The sequence below is a fragment of the Paenarthrobacter sp. NPDC090520 genome (assembly GCF_044769205.1).
Classification (GTDB): domain Bacteria; phylum Actinomycetota; class Actinomycetes; order Actinomycetales; family Micrococcaceae; genus Arthrobacter.
The window spans coordinates 116,264-132,392 of sequence record NZ_JBIVXM010000012.1 but is presented as its reverse complement, the minus strand read 5'-3'; the positions used below and the strand labels follow the sequence as shown (position 1 = coordinate 132,392).

The following is a 16,129-nucleotide window of genomic DNA, read 5'->3' as shown; positions in this document are numbered from 1 at the left end:
TGTGGACATCCGGCTCATCGTTCCCGGGAACGTACGCCACGGCTCGGGCGGCAACAAGTACAACGCCAAGCTCGCCGAGCACTTGGAGGCCCACGGCGCCGCCGTCGAGACGGTGACGGTCGACGGCGGCTGGCCAGTGGGCAGCCCGGCGGACAGGCAGCGTTTCGCGGACGCGCTCGACGGCGGCACAACAGTCATTGCCGACGGCCTGGTAGCGAGCGGAGCGCCGGATGAGGTGGCCGCCGCTGTCGGTAACGGCACGAGGGTGTGGATCCTGTCCCATATGGCCCTCGCGGAGCATCCGACTCTTGAGGGGAAGGCGTTGGCCGCGGCTACCGGCGTGATCTGCCCCAGCAACCATGCTGCAGGAGAGCTGCGGGCCAGGCACGGCCGCTCTGGGACAGTTGTAGCGCGGCCTGGGACCGAGGCTGCCGGGGAAGCAAACGGGTCAGAGCCCCCGCATCTTGTTGCTGTCGCCGCCCTGTTACCCAACAAACAGCAGACCCTGATCGTGGAAGCGCTGGCCAGCCTCCAGGACCTGTCATGGACGGCCGCGCTGATCGGTTCGCACGACGCGGACCCGGCGTATGCCGCCGAGGTGGCCGCCGCCGTCGAACGTCACGGGCTCGAAGGCCGTCTTGAGGTCACCGGTGAGCTCACCGGGACACCCCTTGAACGCCAATGGCTCGCGGCCGATTTGAGCCTCCTCGCCTCCACGTCCGAGTCGTTCGGGATGGTGGTGGTCGAGTCCCTGGCACACGGCGTGCCTGCGTTGGTAAAAGAGGGGACCGGGGCGGTGGAAGCACTGGGCAGCAGCGGCGCCGGGCAAGCCGTAAAGATCGCCGGCCCAGGAGACCTCGCCAAGACCATCCGTGCCTGGCTCACAGACGAGTCGCTGAGGACGGAGTGGCGCCAGGCCGCCCTGATGTCCCGCCACACGCTCCCCGGCTGGGATGCCACGGCCCGAACAGTCCTGGATGCCCTCACCGCGGACGCCTGAACAACAAGAATTCGTGGTGCACAATGGGGCCATGACACCCACTGTGCCCGCCGCAGCCACCCTCGTCCCTGAACGGCTCCGCGCCTGGACCTGGCACGCACAGGGCCTCGACGGATCCCTGCGAGGCAAGACCTCCGAGGAAGTCCTGGACCAGGCGGGCTGGGCCCGTTCGGTGGGCGGCGCCAATCCCTATCTGGGCCTGTTCGCCCGTGCCGGCATCACCAGGGAACAAGCTGACCGGGACGTTGCAGCCCTCCTGATCCACGAACTGCCCGTAGCCCGCGGCTGCACCTACGTCTTGGGCCAAAACGACTACGGCTGGGGCCTGCAGGTGGGTCGGGACGCTGCGATGGCCTCGTTCAAGGTGCTCGCGCGACTCGGTGTGGAGCGTGGCGAAATCGCCCTCCTGGAAGACGAAGTGGAGCACGTCCTCAAGGAATCCAGCGCCCCCATGGACCCCAAGCAGCTCAAGGACGAACTCGGCGATTCAGTCCGCAGCCTCGGCGAGGAAGGCAAGAAGAAGGGAGCCTCCACCACCCTGCCCACGGCCCTGGGTCTCCTCCAGGCCGACGGCCGTATCCGCCGCGTTCCCATCAACGGCCGCCTTGACCAGCAGCGCTACGCCTACACTGCCTGGAGTCTGCCGCCCAGCGGAATGGACGACGACGGCGCCCGCCGCCTGCTGCTCGAGCGGTACTTGCGCTGGACTGGCGGAGCGACGCTGAAGCAGAGCCAGTGGTTTACGGCCTTCACGGTGGCGCAAACCAAGGCTGCTTTGGCCGCCGTCGGCGCTGTGGAGGTGACCACGGCGGCCGGGGACGTACTGTGGATGCTGCCCGCCGACGTCGAACGTTTGGTTGCTTTCGAGGAGCCACGCGAAGAGCAGATCCACCTGCTCGCAGGCACCGACTCACTGGTCCTCCACAGGCGCAACTCGGCAGACCTGTACGCCGACCAGGACAAAGGCAAGAAAGTGCTGGACACCACCCTGGCCCTCCAGGCCGACCTGCCGGACCATCCCATCCTGGACAGGGGGAGGATCATCGGGCTCTGGCAGTATGACCCGGGCAAGGAACGCATTGCGGTATGGACGTTCGAGCCGCCCACGCCTGCGGTGAGCCAGCGGATCGCCGAAGTGGAAGCGTGGATCCGGGACGAACTGGGTGATTTCAGGTCCTTCAGCCTGGATTCGCCGGCTTCGCGCCAGGTCCGGATCGACGCGTTGGACGCTGCTGCCGGACGCTGAAGCCTGCGGGCCGCAACGTCAGCCTGAGCCGTAGGGACGGGTGATCGCCTCCAAAAGGTGCCCATCCGGATCGCGGAAGTAGATGCCGCGGCCGCCGTCGTTGTGGTTGATCTGGTGCGCGCGGGTCCGGGAAGGGTCAGCCCAATACTCCACGTGCTCGGCCGTGATCCGCAGGAAGATCTGGTCGAATTCCTTCTCAGAGACCAAGAAGGCGTAGTGCTGGGGCGAAACCTTGCCCTCAGCGCCAAGGAAGTCCAAGGTCACGCCGTTCTCCAGGGCAACCGTGACGAAGGACCACATGGTCTGCGGCTTGGGCAGTCCAAAGATGCGGGCCAGGAATTCCGCGGACCGGTGCTTGTCCGTGGCGTAGACGATGGTGTGGTTGAAGGTCACGGTCATGGTTTGCTCCCTCAGGATGCGGCAAACAACTCAGGCGGGGGAGCGGTGCTCCGCTGCCGGTACGCGGTGCGCCGCGAAGAAGTCCTTCAACAGCACAGCGCATTCGTCCTCCCGCACGCCCGCGTAGACCTCAACCCAGTGGTTGAGGCGGCGCTCGCGGAGGATATCGAACACGGAGCCCACGGCCCCGGCTTTCTCGTCCCACGCTCCAAACACGACGCGCGGGATCCGGGCCAGGACGATCGCCCCGGCACACATGGCACACGGTTCAAGGGTGACAGCCAGCGTGCAGTCTTCCAGGCGCCACCCGTCGCCGTCCTCACCCAACTCGAGCGCGTGCCGTTGCAGGGCCGCAGCCGCCTGGCGGATGGCGACGATCTCCGCGTGCGCGGTCGGGTCGCCGTGCGCCTCCCGTTCGTTGCGGCCGGAACCCAGCACACCGCCGTCGGGCCCTAAAACGACCGCACCAATCGGCACGTCGTCCGTTTCCAGCGCCAGCCGTGCCTCATCCAGGGCAAGGCCCATCCAGGCAGTGTGTTCTGCGTGATACGGCTCGGTAGCGCTCATGTCTCAATGATAGTTTTGGGGGATGCGCACACTCGTCGTGGACCACCCGCTGGTCGCTCACAAGCTCACCGTACTGCGGGACAAGAACACCCCTTCACCGGTCTTCCGGCAACTTACCGAAGAACTCGTCACCCTGCTGGCCTACGAGGCCACCCGCGAGGTCAAGACCCAGCCCGTCGAAATCGAGACGCCGGTCACCAAGACCATCGGCACGGCCTTCACCAAGCCCACCCCGCTGGTGGTTCCCATCCTCCGCGCCGGGCTCGGCATGCTCGAGGGCATGACCAAGCTGGTCCCCACAGCCGAGGTCGGTTTCCTGGGCATGGCCCGTGACGAGGAAACCCTGGACATCATCACCTACGCCGAGCGCCTGCCGGAGGACCTTACAGGCCGTCAGGTCTTCGTTCTGGACCCCATGCTTGCCACCGGCGGCACCCTGCGCGAGGCCATCAAGTTCCTCTTCAAGCGCGGAGCCTCGGACGTCACGTGCATCTGCCTGCTGGCTGCTCCCGAGGGCCTGTCCAAGCTGGAAGAGGAACTCGCGGACAAGAACGTGAAGATCGTCCTGGCCTCGATCGATGAGAAGCTCAACGAGAAGTCGTACATCGTCCCGGGCCTGGGCGACGCGGGCGACCGCTTGTACGGCATCGCGGGCTAATCGCGCCACCAAAGGACCGGACGATTTCTGTCCGGGCCTTTGCTATGTGGACGTTGGGCCGGTTCAAGGAGCCGAGTCCACCACCGAAGTACGCACCGCCGTCCACGACGAAGCCGTGTTGGCTGGGATACCACTTTCGGCCACCAGATAGACGGTTCGCTCGCCGATCAGCAGGCCGGTGGCCGGATCGATGATGATGTCTTCGCGGAACTTGCCTCCCGCCCAAGCGACGCCAAGGGCAATACCTTGGCGTCCGTCGAGGGTAGCTTGCTTATCGGCTACAACCACGCCGGGAATCAATGCGGCGGCCTTATACATGGCTGCCCGCAGATCTGCCGGTATGACGCCGGTACGCAACGACGAGGCGATGGTTGTGAGGGCTTCCTTCTCCGCAGATGGACCCTTGCCCTTGGTCTTCAGGTAGATCAAGTCCAGAAGTGCCTGCGGTTCCCGTGGCAACGTCTTGACCGCTTCCGGCAGGGGCATGTCGAGGATTCGTTGGGGACTTCCATAAAAATCGCCGCCTTTGCCCCGGAGAATACCTTCAAGCTGCGGGCCCGAGTTCTCCGTCTTCATGGCCTCCATGAGACGTTCGGCTTCTGCTTTGGACTCCTCGCCAAAGAAGGTCGCAGGAACCCGCGGTTCGCGATTCCAGACCCACTCACCAGATAGGTCCCCCGGAATATAGACCTGCCCGCCAGTTGTGTCCAGCCAGGAAACTGCCGTTCCGTCTGCCCGGGTAGTCGTGGAGGCGTACACCGCCTTGGTGTCCACCTTGAGGAACTGCCCGGGCTTGACTGCGGGGTCGGAGGTCTTGATGGTGGTGGCGGCCGCGTTGTCCAGGATCTCCGCAGCTTCGGCTGCAGCACCAGGCCTTGGACTCTCGCCCGTGACGTCGGCAACCACAAATCCTGCAACAAGGACAGCCGCAGCGGTCGTGGCGAATCCCGCCCTCTTCGTCAGTGTCTTCCATCCACCTCGCCTGTTGGCGGCTTTGATTTTGGACTCGACCCTATTTACCAGTTTGTTCCGGCCGCGGGCCAACGTGGCCTGCGGGGGTGTGCCAACGTCCCTACGCATTTCGCGGAGCAGTTGCAATTCGTCCATGTTCTTTCTCCTTTTCGTCAAGAAGCTCCGGGGTGAGGCCGCTGCGGAGCACGCGTCGGGCACGGTTCAAACGGGAGCGCACGGTACCGATTGGCACACCCATGGCTTCGGCGATGCCTTCGTAGCCCAGGTCTGCCCATGCATAGAGGAGCAGGGTTTCACGGTCGATCGCGGGCATTGCCTTGAGCTGTTTGGCGAGTTTGGCCGCGGCTGCTGCAGCATCCAATTTCGCTGCGACTCCCTCAGTGCTGTCGGCACTGGCCTCGCGGGAAGCTGATCTGGCCATGGCCTTCAGTAGCCGACTCTCCGCTCGGTGATGGCGCCGCAGCAGGTTGGTGGCGATTCCCAGCAACCAAGGCCTGGCGTCCTCCCTCCGGTCGTCGAAGGAGTCAAGGCTTTCCAGGGCCACAAGGAACGTGTCGGCTGTGACGTCATCGGCCGCGGCTTCGCCTGCCCGCCTGGCCGCGTAGCGATAGATGACGGATGCGTGCCGGTCGTACAACACGGCGAACGCGGCAGGACTGTCCCGCGAGCGTCGAATGATGTCTCTGTCTGTGTTCACACCTTGTATTGCCCGATGCCGAAGAAAAGGTTCACGGAAAACCCTAGCGTCCGCATGGGCATCTGCATCACGACCGGTCGCGGCAGCCCCTACCGCTTTCCACCGTGCCCCGTTAGCCTGTGGCGCATGGACTGGAAACTTGAATTGGTGTTTGTCCCTGTGTCCGACGTGGATCGTGCGAAGGATTTCTACGTCAACAAGGTCGGTTTCAACGCCGACTTCGATGAGCGTCCCATGGACGGCATCCGCTTTGTCCAACTCACTCCGCCCGGCTCGGCCTGCTCCATCGCCATCGGGGAGGGCCTGTCCGATGCCCCTCCGGGGACCGCGCCCTCCCTCCAAATCGTGGTCAGCGACATCAACAAGGCACACGAACACCTCAAGTCCAACGGCGTCGACGTCAGCGATATCGACATCCAGGACTGGGGCCACTTTGTGTACTTCGCCGACCCTGACGGCAATAAATGGGCGATTCAGTACATCCCGCACCGTCAGGACGGCTAGTCACTGTCCCAACGGACAGGTCACCAAACACGCACTGTGCGGCAGGATGGAAACATGACCCTTCCTGCCGCACAGTCCCTGCCTACCCAGCCCCAGGCGCTCACGGTCCGCGCCGTCCTCTTCGACATGGACGGCACCTTGGTGGATTCCACGGCAATTGTCGAGCAAGTGTGGCTTGAGTTCGCTGAACGCTATGGCCTGGACTACGACGAAATCCTGCGGACCTCCCACGGCGTCCAAGCCGGTGACACGGTCCGCCGGTACGCCCCGGCGGGCGCCGACGTCGTTGCCCTCACTGCCGAGTTGGGCGAGATGGAACGCAACCGTACCGACGGCATCATCGCGCTGCCCGGCGCCGAAGCGCTGCTCCAAGCACTCCCGGACGACGCCATCGCCCTGGTCACCTCCGCGGACCGCATCCTCGCGGACATCCGCATGCAGGCTGCCGGACTCACCATGCCAACGACGGCGGTCACCGCCGAGAAGGTCACGCGCGGCAAACCACACCCGGAGGGATACCTCAAAGCCGCCGCGCTGCTCGGCGCGGAACCGGCCGACGTCGTGGTTTTCGAAGACGCACCGGCAGGCATTGCTGCCGCCCGCGCAGCCGGCATGCGCACCGTCGTGGTGGGCGACGCCGGCGGTGAGCTGGAACCGGGCATGTGGCGTATTCCGCACTACTCCGCGGTGACGGTCAAGGCCGCCAAGCACGACGACGGCGGGTACGTCATCACGCTCACGCTCTAGCCCTGTTCGCCGGGGCAGCGCCGGAGTAGGCTGTGCCCATGTCTGCGCTGCCGGAGGCATACGGTGCTGCCTTGGAGCGTGCCATGGTGCACGCTACCGATTGGCTCGCCTCAGTGCCCACACGTCCAGTCCGTCCCCAGTACGACGCCGACCAGGTCGCCTCGAGCCTCCTGCCGCGTCTTCCCGATGAGGCCACCGAAGCGGCCGACGTTGTGGATGAGCTGGCGTCGTTGGCCGAACCCGGATTGATGGCCATCCAGTCCGGACGATTCTTTGGCTGGGTCATGGGGGGAACCCTGCCCGCAGCCATGGCGGCGGACTGGTTGGTGTCCGCCTGGGACCAGAACACGGGACTTCGTTTCGCGACTCCGGCCGCGGCCGCGATCGAGGAGTCGGCCGCGGCCTGGTTGCTGGACCTGCTGCACCTGCCCGCCACAGCCGACGTCGGGTTCACGACGGGAGCAACCACGGCCAACTTTGTGGGCCTCGCGGCAGGACGCCAGTACCTCATGGACCAGGCCGGTTGGGACCTGGAGGGCCTGGGGCTGTCCGGTGCTCCCCGGATAACGGTGTTCGCCGGAAGGGAACGGCACGCGGCTGTTGACCTCGCCCTGCGCTACCTCGGCCTGGGGGCGTGCGTGCCAGTGGACGCTGACGCGGAGGGCCGGATCCGCCCGGATGCGTTGGCCGAGGCCATGGAACAGCAGCCGGGGCCCTCATTGGTGGTGCTGCAGGCAGGAAACCTGCATTCGGGGGCGTTCGACCCCATGAAGGAGGCCATCGCGGTGGCACATGACCGCGGTGCCTGGGTCCACGTTGATGGCGCCTTCGGGCTGTGGGCTGCCGTGAGTCCCGTGCTGCGGCAGCGGTTGGCCGGCGTTGAGCTCGCTGATTCATGGGCTACCGACGCCCACAAGACCCTCAACGTGCCGTATGACTGTGGCCTGGCGATCGTTTCCAGTCCGGAGGCCATGAGGCGGGCCTTCAGCATCCACACGAGTTACTTCATCGCTACGGACGCGGGCCCGGGAGACCCGTTTGAGAAGGTGCCCGAGTTATCCCGCCGCGCCCGGGGTATCCCGGTGTGGGCCGCACTTCGCCAACTGGGTCGCAACGGCGTAATCGCCATGGTGGAGGGGCTGGCCGCGAACGCCCGAGCGCTGGCCAAGGGGCTGGCTGCGATTCCCGGCGTCGAGGTTTTGAACGACGTCGTGTTCACGCAAGTGTCCGTCAGCTTCGGCAGTGACGACCGGACACGCCGCGTGACCCAGCGGCTCATGGCCGAGGGCGCGGTGTGGATGTCCGGATCGTCGTGGCGGGGCCGGGACATCCTCCGGATCTCGGTCAGCAATTGGTCCACGAATGCGGACGACGTCGAGACGTCCGTGGAGGCCGTCCGACAAGCCCTTGAAGCGGAACCGGAAGCGTAGGCAGAATCCGGGCACCCGTTCCCGCCTTGCGCGCCTTCGTTCGTTGGTGGCGCACCCTTTGCCGCCCGGCGCGCCCACGATTACGGTAGCGAACGGCGTCAAGTGTCGCGACGGCCTGGAGTTAGCCGCGGGCTTTCTGCAGGTACTTCACGAGTCCGGTCATTTGCTCCGCGCTCCAAGGAAGGTCTGCGCTGATCGCTTGGCTGTTCTCCTGCCACGCCGCCCTCGCTGCAGCTTTGGTGTCTTCGGCAGCGTGGAACATGGACCCGATGCTGTCCCAGTTCCGGACCCATGTTTTGACGGCCGGATCGGACACGGGTGTCTCCGCCGCGACGAAAGCGAGGCCCTCTTGCACCGGACCGGCCCACTGTTCCTTGGCAGCCTCGATCTTTTCGGCACCCAGTTCGTTGCGCTTCCCGGCAAGTTGTTCCCGCTGCTCCGGGGTGAAGTGGTTCTCAAACACTGTGATCATCTCCAACGTGGTCATGAATTGTTCCGTGGTGGGCATGACGGGTCCGTCCATCCGGGCCAGCAGCTCGCCCAAACGATCCTCGAGCACGCGGACCTGGCGGGCGTGCTGCTGAACGTGGTCCAACTGCTGTTTCAGGAGCCCGCAAAGGGAAGCCACGTCATCCGTGCTGCCCAAGGCGTCGGCGATCGAAGCCAAAGGGAGCCCCAGCATTTGCAGTGCCTTGATCCGATAGAGCCGCCGGACGTCGTCCTCGCCATAGCGCCGATGGCCAGCCGATGTCCGCTCATTCGCGGTCAGCAGCCCGATCTGGTCGTAATGGTGGAGTGTTCGAACGCTGACACCACACGCTGCGGCCAGTTCACCGATGCTCCACGGACCGTTGCCCTTTGTTCCCGTCATGGGATCACGCTAAATCCTCACGTTACGTCAGGTGCAAGCTCGTTGTCGCACCAGTTTCCGCGCGGCGCCTCAGTTGTTCGCTGGTGGCGCGCCCGTTTCCGCGCAGCGCCCCCCGGATTACGGGTGCGGTCGGCGGTAAAGGTAGCGCCCGGCCTGGAGAGGTACGACTATCCCGGCAATTCGTACACCGTGGTCCCGCCGATGGTGGTGGCCTGGTAGTTTGCTGCAACCCACGCTGCGATCTCACTGGAAGCGTCCGAGCCCCCGTTGCCCTGCATGAGTCGCCCGCCAATGAAGTAGTGGATCTTGCCGTCCGCAACGAGTTGCTGGAACTGCGCCAGCGTCGGCGAAGGATCGGTCCCGTTGAACCCGCCCACCGCCATCACCGGCAGTCCCGTGGCCAGTTGGTACCCGGCCGCGTTGTTGGAACCCACGACGGCGGCCGCCCAGGTGTAGTCGCTGGCGTCGGCTTTCAGGGCGCTCACCAACTCGGACGATGGCGTGGTGGCGCTAAGCAGCCCACCCATGCCGCCGCCTTGCCCGCCGCCACCGGCGAAGCCCTGGCCACCTGCACCTTGCTGTGCTGAACCCGCCCCTGTGCCCTGTTGCGTGCTGGGCCTGCGAAGGCCCTGGGGCGCTGTGTTGCGGCCAAGGCCCGCTCCAAACCCTGCGGTGCCGGCTGGACCCGCGCTCACGATTGCCCCTGTATGGGGAACCGCGGCCGTGGCTACCGAGTAGGCCAGCGGACCGGTGAGTGACACGGCCACGGCGAGTCCCGCCGTCGTTCGTGCTGCCCACGACGATGTCCAGCGGCCGCTGAGTGCCACAACGGCAGCCAGCAGCACGGCCCCCACCAGAACAACCCAGCGCAGCCACGGGAGGAACGTCGGGGTGCGGCCAAGAAGGCTGAACGCCGTGGCGCCGGCGGCAAACACCGCAGCGCCAAGCAAAAGCGCCACGGGAAGCTGGGAGCGGCGTTGCCACAACAACACTCCACCCAGGCCTACCAACCCCGCAATTCCGGGAGCCAGCGCCACCGAGTAGTAGGGGTGGATGATGCCCTGCATGTAGCTGAACACCAGTCCGGTCACCAAGAGCCAGGAACCCCACACGATGACCGAAGCGCGGACGGAATCGGTCCGCGGAGCACGCCGCCCGAGCCAGAGCAACGCGCCACCGAGGATCAAGGCTGAGGGAATCAACCATGCGATCTGGCTGCCGAACTCCGTGCCGAACATGCGGAACAAACCAGGCGTGCCCCAACCGTTTCCGCCGCCGCCCACGCTGCCGGTCTCGTCACCGTTCAGGCGGCCCAGGCCGTTGTAGCCGAAGGTCAGTTCAAGGATCGAGTTGTTCTGTGAGCCGCCGATGTAGGGCCGCAGGTTTTCCGGGACAAGCTCGACGGCGGCAATCCACCAACCAGCGGAAGCCACCATGGCGCCTCCCGCGGCCAGAAGATGGAGCAGGCGGCGGACGGGCCTGGGCCGGGCGGAGACGAGGTAGGCGAGCGCGAAACCAGGAACCACCAGGAGGACTTGGAGTTGCTTGGCCAGGAACCCGAAACCGAGGAACACGCCGGCGAAAACCAACCACCGCAGCTTGTCCTCCTGGATGGATCGGACCACGGCGTAGCCTGCGGCGGTCATGAGCAGTACCAGCAACGCGTCCGGGTTGTTGAACCGGAACATGAGCGTGGCCACGGGAGTGAGAGCCAGGACAGCCGCGGCGAGGAGGCCCGCCCGGTGGGCCAGACGGGCGTTGCCGGTTGCAGGCAGGGCTGCCCGGCGGACGGCGAGGTAAAGGATCCAGGCCGTGGCCACGCCCATCAGGGCCTGGGGAACCAGGATGCTCCACGAACTGAGTCCAAACAAGCGAAGGGACAGGCCTGTGATCCAGAGGGCTGCCGGCGGTTTGTCCACCGTGATGGAGTTGGCGGCGTCCGAGGAGCCAAAGAACCACGCGGTCCAGTCCTGGGAACCTGCCTGGGCCGCGGCGGAGTAGAACGCGTTGGCCCAGCCGGAGGCACCCAGCCCCCAGAGGTAGAGGATTGCGGTTCCCAGGAGGACGGCACCCAGCTCGAGACGGTTCCGAAGGAGTCCCGTGATCCTGGAGGCAGAGCCCTTGGCCCGGCGTGTTCCTCGCCTGCGGAACACTGAGCGACTGGTTGCGCTCGCCGGCGGGTCCTGCTGGAGGGCGTCCGTGCGTGGTTTGAAGTACGTTGTCACGGTCAGTTCACCAGCTTGTAGATCGTGGCGCTGCCCACGGTTTGTGCTTCATAGTTCGCTGCTACCCATGCGGCCACTTCGGAGTTGCCACCCCGGCCGCCACCACCCATGCCGCCGCCGGAGATGAAGTAGCTGATCTGGCCCTTGTCCACCATGTCCTGGAACTGGGCGAGGGTGGGATAGGGGTCGCCGCCGTTCCAGCCGCCCAGGGCGATGACGCTGGTGTTTGTGGCGAGTTCCAGGTCTGCCGCCTGGGTTGCTCCGGAGACGATCGCGGACCACTTGGTGGTGGTGGATTTCAGGAGGGCTGTCAGTTCGGCGTTGGCTGTGCCGCCCCCGGCTCCGCCTGCGCCTCCGAAGCCCCCGGCTCCAGGGAAGCCGCCTGCGGCCGCATCCTGTGCACCGTTCGTTGCGTCGGGAACTGTCCCGTCGGGAAGCGTGCTGCCCGAGGGTGCTTCGCCAAGACCGGTAGCTCCGCCCAGCCCGTTTTGGGCATTGCCGAAGTCACGGTTGCGGCCGTCTGCTCCGGTCCGCGCGCCGAAGCCGCCGCTGGCCGCACCGGCGGGTCCCGACGTCGGGATGGAGCCCGAATGCGGGGTCGCCGCTGTGGCAACGGTCCAGGCACCGGTACCCAAACCACCGGCAAGCAGGGACACCACCACGACGGCGGCCGCGGGCAGGCGTCGGAGCGTGCCCTTGAGTGCCGAGGCGCCGAGGCGGTCCACCCGGAGCAGCAGGGCGACCGCCGCGAGGACGCCAAGCACCACAACGACGATCCGGAGCCACGGCAGCCACGTGGCGTCCCGTCCCAGCAGCACGGCCGACCAGAGGGAGCTGCCCAGCACCACGACGGCAAGGATGATCCGCGCTGCCCAGGAATCGCGGCCACGCCACAGTTCAACGCAGCCAATGCCGATCAGAGCGGCGATGGCGGGCGCCAGTGCCACGGCGTAGTAGGGGTGGACGATGCCGCTCATGAAGCTGAAGATGCCGGCAGTGACGATCAGCCAGCCGCCCCACATCAGCAGCGCAGCGCGGCTGCGTGAAGTCCGGATTTCGCGGCGCGTGAACCACAGCCCGGCCACCAGGAGGATGAGGGCCGCCGGGAGCAGCCAGGAAACTTCTCCGCCGAAGCTGGTGCCGAACATGCGGCCCAAACCGGCCGAGCCACCAAATCCGGCATTGCCGCCCATGCCTCCACCGCCCCCGGGCATGCCGCCGCCGGCGCCACCTTCGCCCGATCCCGTGATGCGGCCCAGGCCGTTGTAGCCGAACGTGAGTTCAAGGAAGCTGTTGCCCTCCGACCCCGCCATGTAGGGGCGCGCTGAGGCGGGAGTCAGTTGGAAGATCGCAATGTACGTCCCCGCAACCGCCACGATTCCCGCTGCCGCTGCAAGCAGGTGCAGGATCCTGTTGCGGAGCGTGGTGGGAGCTGCCCACAGGTACGCGAGCGCCAGTCCGGGCACAATCAGGAAGCCTTGGAGCATCTTGCTCAGGAAGGCCAACCCAACAACGGCACCCGCCGCGGCAAGCCACTTCCAGCCCGCCTTTTCGATGGCCCGCGTTGTCAGGTACGCGGCCAGCACCAGGCATAGCGTGAGCATGGCGTCCGGGTTGTTGAACCTGAACATCAGTGCCGCCACGGGGGTCAGAGCCAGCGCACCACCGGCGATGAGGCCCGCTGCGGGTCCGGCCACCCGCTTGACCGCCAGGTATAAAAGCCCGACGGCGGCCACTCCCATGAGTGCCTCCGGGACCAGCATGCTGGTGGGGGAGAAGCCGAAGATCCTGCCCACGAGCGCGGGAATCCAGAGGGAAGCCGGTGGCTTGTCTACGGTAATGGCGTTGCCGGCGTCGAGCGAGCCGAAGAACAAGGCCGTCCAGTCCTTGGTGCCGGCCTGGATGGCGGCGGCGTAGAAGGAATTGCCGTAGCCCGTAGCCGCGAGGTTCCAGAGGTAGAGGAAGGCTGTCGCCACCAGGAGCCCGGCGGCGGAGGGGCGGACCCAGCGAGCCTGGCGGCCGAAGGCGATGCGGTGGAAGCGCGAGTGCCGGTGGTCCGTGGGCACGGGGTTGCCGGCTTCGGTTTCGATTGCGCTGCTTGGCTGGAGGGCGGTGATCATTTCGCTGCCACCTCGTTGGTCTGGGCGGAGGCTGCCGTCTGAACTGCTTCAGCGGCCGGGACGGCGGCCGCGGCGGGTTCCGCGGGCGTCGCAGCTTGGGCCGGTTTCCGGAAGACCCACAGCCGGAACAACAGGAACCGTGCCACAGTGGCGGTGAGGTTCGCCCCAACCACGGTGGCCACCTCAACCCAGCGGTCCGGCGTCGTGCTTCCATGCACCAGGGCGAGCGCACCGGAGGTGAGCGCCAAGCCGATGCCAAAGACGATCAGCCCTTCGAAGTGGTGCCGTGCGTGGTTGCCGCCGTGGATGCCGAACGTGAAGCGCCGGTTGGCGGCCGTGTTGGCCACAGCAGTGATGATGAGGGCCAGAAAGTTGGCGAGCTGCGGGTCCATGAAGCTGCGGCAGAACAGGAAGATCAGGAGGTAGGCCACCGTTGATGCTGCCCCGATGAAGCCGAAGCGAACCAGTTGCCCGAACAGGCTCGTCCGCGGCGTGGCCTCGGAGGTCCGTGAGGAAGCGGGGAGTGGTCCGCGCGCCAGGGCGGCACGAAGTTCGGGAACGGGGATGCGTCCGGTGACCAGGTCGCGCGTCAGGCGCGCCATTCCGCGCAGGTCGGCCAGTGCGGTACGTACGACGTCGACGCTTGAGTTGGGATCGTCGGTCCAGTCCACGGGGACTTCATGGACGCGGAGTCCGCAGCGTTCGGCGAGGACCAGCAGTTCGGTGTCGAAGAACCAGGCGTTGTCCAGCGTGTGCGGGAGGATCTGGTGGGCAACGTCCGCGCGGATGGCCTTGAAGCCGCACTGCGCGTCGGAGAACCGTGCACCCATGACGGTGTGCAGGAGGACGTTGTAGCTGCGGGACACGAATTCGCGCTTCGGCCCACGGACTACCCGGGAGTTGCGGGAGAGCCTCGTGCCGATGGCCAGGTCCGAGTGCCCGGAGATCAGGGGCGCCAGGAGCGGCGCCAAGGCGGCGAGGTCTGTGGAGAGATCCACGTCCATGTAGGCCAGAACGGGGGAAGGCGACGCGAGCCAGACCTGACGGAGGGCGTTGCCCCGGCCCTTTTCCTCGAAGCGCATGACGGCAATCTCGGGGAGTTCGCGGGCCAGTCGCTCGGCGATCTTCAGGGTGTTGTCCGTGCTTGCATTGTCCGCCACCGTGATGCGGAAGGAATGCGGGAAAGTGTCCACGAGGTGTCCGTGCAGGCGGCGCAGGCATTCCTCGAGGTCCGTTTCCTCGTTGTGGACGGGAACGGTGACGTCCAGGACGGGAACTGTGGTCCGGGTGTCCACGGGAGAGCGCCGCATCTGCCGGTGGGGCAAGGCAGGAGCGGCGGAGTGCCCCGCATGGGCGGGGCTCGGCAGCGCACTGGTGGCTGGATCTATGAGCGTCATGCATCCAGAGTGGATCCGCCGATTGTGAGGGCTTTAGGCGGAAGCTGTGACGGGACTGTGTAACTGTGGCGGCGTCTGGACAGGCGAAAAGCCGCCCCCGGTCCTGCCGTGCGCATCAGTTGGGGTTGATGCGCGCGGCGGGAACAGGAGCGGCTATCGGAAAGCCTGCGGGCTTAGTACCAGTTGTTGGCCAAGTGGAAGGCAAGGGCTGCGGACGGCGAACCGTAGCGTTCCTTGATGTAGTTCAGACCCCACTTGATCTGGGTCTGGTAGTTGGTCTGCCAGTCGGCGCCGGCAGTAGCCATCTTGGAAGCCGGAAGCGACTGGACAATGCCGTATGCGCCGCTGGAAGCGTTGGTGGCCGTGGTGCGCCAGTTGGATTCCTTCTCCCACAGCGTGTTCAGGGCGGTCATTTCGCCCGGTCCCCAGCCGTAGCTGGCCAGGATGCTGGCAGCGTAGGCCTTGGCTGCGGCGGGATCGTCCACGGCCTTGGGCGCGGCAGCGGCGGCTGCAGCTGCTGCTGCCGCCTTGTCAGCGGCAGCCTTGGCGGCGGCGTCGGCAGCAGCTTTCTCGGCTGCGGCCTGTGCTGCAGCCGCCTGGTCTGCTGCGGCTTTGTCTGCGGCAGCCTTGTCTGCAGCTGCCTTGTCGGCGGCGGCCTTCTCGGCTGCAGCTTTTGCGGCCGCTGCCTGGTCCGCTGCGGCCTTGGCCGAAGCTGCACGATCCGCAGCAGCCTTTTCCGCAGCTGCGTCTGAGGCAGCGTTGGCCTTCGGGTCAGACTGTACGGCGGCCTGGGTCTGCGCTGCCTGGCTCAGTTCCGGCAGGTTGAACGCGGCGTTGGCGGCCTGTCCCAGCGAAGCGACGCCGAGTGCGGCGGCAACGACACCTGCTACGACCGACATGCGGTGGCCGGCCTTGCCCTGGCGTGCGGCGTTCTTCAGAACGGCCTGCGACTTGGTCAGGGGAGCATCGTTTTCGTCGCGGTGACGCGCGGAATGGCGCGTCTGATCCTTGAATTCAGACATGTGTGATTACCTCTCAGCGCCTGCGGAGTTAGCTGTCGGGTTCGGATGAGGTCATCCGGCCGCGCGCGTAGCTGCGGCTTCACCCCAAGGGCCGGCGCAATGCCTGGCCCGGAGACTCTGGGTCCCCCGTCTCTGCCTCGATGAGAACGGAACTCCGGGAAGTGGCAGAGCTCGGCGCATCCCGGGTGTGGGCCTCTTGGGGCGACCCACCCTTTCGACGGTACAGGAGGATTTTGCTTAAGTCACATTTAGGTAACAGAGATCACGACGCCGG

The 16,129-nt window shown here is 66.1% G+C and carries 15 protein-coding genes and 1 riboswitch; of the genes, 6 read left to right on the top strand and 9 right to left on the bottom strand.

Annotation, left to right across the window (positions count from 1 at the left end; translation table 11 throughout):
* Window position 1: 1 nt before the first annotated feature.
* Together ACIQTZ_RS15645 and ACIQTZ_RS15640 are read left to right on the top strand one after the other, a co-directional pair.
* Window positions 2-1,000 carry a glycosyltransferase family 4 protein gene (locus ACIQTZ_RS15645; protein ID WP_402982121.1) on the top strand — a complete coding sequence of 333 codons (999 nt, stop codon included), beginning with the start codon at window positions 2-4 and terminating at the stop codon, window positions 998-1,000.
* A 31-nt stretch (window positions 1,001-1,031) separates the two neighbouring features.
* Window positions 1,032-2,246, top strand: a complete 1,215-nt coding sequence (locus tag ACIQTZ_RS15640; RefSeq protein ID WP_402982119.1) for a DNA glycosylase AlkZ-like family protein — start codon at window positions 1,032-1,034, stop codon at window positions 2,244-2,246.
* An 18-nt stretch (window positions 2,247-2,264) separates the two neighbouring features.
* Here the strand turns inward: ACIQTZ_RS15640 and ACIQTZ_RS15635 are convergent, their stop codons facing one another.
* Both ACIQTZ_RS15635 and ACIQTZ_RS15630 read right to left on the bottom strand, forming a co-directional pair.
* Complete coding sequence (locus tag ACIQTZ_RS15635; RefSeq protein ID WP_402982118.1) at window positions 2,265-2,645, bottom strand: VOC family protein; 381 nt, start codon at window positions 2,643-2,645, stop codon at window positions 2,265-2,267.
* Between the two features lie 30 nt (window positions 2,646-2,675).
* Window positions 2,676-3,212 carry a nucleoside deaminase gene (locus ACIQTZ_RS15630; RefSeq protein WP_402982116.1) on the bottom strand — a complete coding sequence of 179 codons (537 nt, stop codon included), beginning with the start codon at window positions 3,210-3,212 and terminating at the stop codon, window positions 2,676-2,678.
* Window positions 3,213-3,234: 22 nt separating this feature from the next.
* On the opposite strand from ACIQTZ_RS15630, the gene upp reads away from it, so the two are divergent.
* Window positions 3,235-3,870 carry a uracil phosphoribosyltransferase gene (gene upp, locus ACIQTZ_RS15625; RefSeq protein WP_400335806.1) on the top strand — a complete coding sequence of 212 codons (636 nt, stop codon included), beginning with the start codon at window positions 3,235-3,237 and terminating at the stop codon, window positions 3,868-3,870.
* 63 nt (window positions 3,871-3,933) lie between these two features.
* Here upp and ACIQTZ_RS15620 read toward each other — a convergent pair whose 3' ends face one another.
* Together ACIQTZ_RS15620 and ACIQTZ_RS15615 are read right to left on the bottom strand one after the other, a co-directional pair.
* Entirely contained in the window at window positions 3,934-4,977 is a 1,044-nt protein-coding gene (locus ACIQTZ_RS15620; RefSeq protein WP_402982114.1) for a CU044_5270 family protein, read from the bottom strand.
* Window positions 4,943-5,539, bottom strand: a complete 597-nt coding sequence (locus ACIQTZ_RS15615; RefSeq protein ID WP_402982112.1) for an RNA polymerase sigma factor — start codon at window positions 5,537-5,539, stop codon at window positions 4,943-4,945. Before ACIQTZ_RS15615 ends, ACIQTZ_RS15620 begins: the two co-directional genes overlap by 35 nt.
* A gap of 126 nt (window positions 5,540-5,665) precedes the next feature.
* On the opposite strand from ACIQTZ_RS15615, the gene ACIQTZ_RS15610 reads away from it, so the two are divergent.
* Genes ACIQTZ_RS15610 through ACIQTZ_RS15600 form a run of 3 tightly spaced genes read left to right on the top strand, consistent with a single transcriptional unit; the run spans window position 5,666 to window position 8,220 of the window.
* Entirely contained in the window at window positions 5,666-6,043 is a 378-nt protein-coding gene (locus ACIQTZ_RS15610) for a VOC family protein (protein ID WP_397323818.1), read from the top strand.
* Window positions 6,044-6,097: 54 nt separating this feature from the next.
* Window positions 6,098-6,790 (top strand): HAD-IA family hydrolase, encoded by a 693-nt coding sequence (locus ACIQTZ_RS15605; RefSeq protein WP_402982111.1) that lies wholly within the window; start codon window positions 6,098-6,100, stop codon window positions 6,788-6,790.
* Between the two features lie 38 nt (window positions 6,791-6,828).
* Window positions 6,829-8,220: a pyridoxal phosphate-dependent decarboxylase family protein gene (locus ACIQTZ_RS15600; protein ID WP_402982109.1), complete on the top strand. Its 1,392-nt coding sequence runs from the start codon at window positions 6,829-6,831 to the stop codon at window positions 8,218-8,220.
* Window positions 8,221-8,341: 121 nt separating this feature from the next.
* Here the strand turns inward: ACIQTZ_RS15600 and ACIQTZ_RS15595 are convergent, their stop codons facing one another.
* The 5 genes from ACIQTZ_RS15595 to ACIQTZ_RS15575 form a co-directional block, all read right to left on the bottom strand.
* Entirely contained in the window at window positions 8,342-9,091 is a 750-nt protein-coding gene (locus ACIQTZ_RS15595; RefSeq protein WP_402982107.1) for a MerR family transcriptional regulator, read from the bottom strand.
* A 167-nt stretch (window positions 9,092-9,258) separates the two neighbouring features.
* Window positions 9,259-11,316: an ArnT family glycosyltransferase gene (locus ACIQTZ_RS15590; protein WP_402982106.1), complete on the bottom strand. Its 2,058-nt coding sequence runs from the start codon at window positions 11,314-11,316 to the stop codon at window positions 9,259-9,261.
* A gap of 2 nt (window positions 11,317-11,318) precedes the next feature.
* Window positions 11,319-13,436, bottom strand: a complete 2,118-nt coding sequence (locus ACIQTZ_RS15585) for an ArnT family glycosyltransferase (RefSeq protein ID WP_402982104.1) — start codon at window positions 13,434-13,436, stop codon at window positions 11,319-11,321.
* The gene (locus ACIQTZ_RS15580; protein WP_402982102.1) at window positions 13,433-14,833 is read right to left on the bottom strand and encodes a glycosyltransferase; all 1,401 of its coding nucleotides are present in this window, start codon (window positions 14,831-14,833) and stop codon (window positions 13,433-13,435) included. The genes ACIQTZ_RS15585 and ACIQTZ_RS15580 overlap by 4 nt, the downstream gene beginning before the upstream one ends.
* A 173-nt stretch (window positions 14,834-15,006) precedes the next feature.
* Entirely contained in the window at window positions 15,007-15,855 is an 849-nt protein-coding gene (locus tag ACIQTZ_RS15575; protein WP_402982101.1) for a hypothetical protein, read from the bottom strand.
* A 3-nt stretch (window positions 15,856-15,858) separates the two neighbouring features.
* A riboswitch (cyclic di-AMP (ydaO/yuaA leader) is annotated at window positions 15,859-16,042 on the bottom strand.
* Window positions 16,043-16,129: the final 87 nt, after the last annotated feature.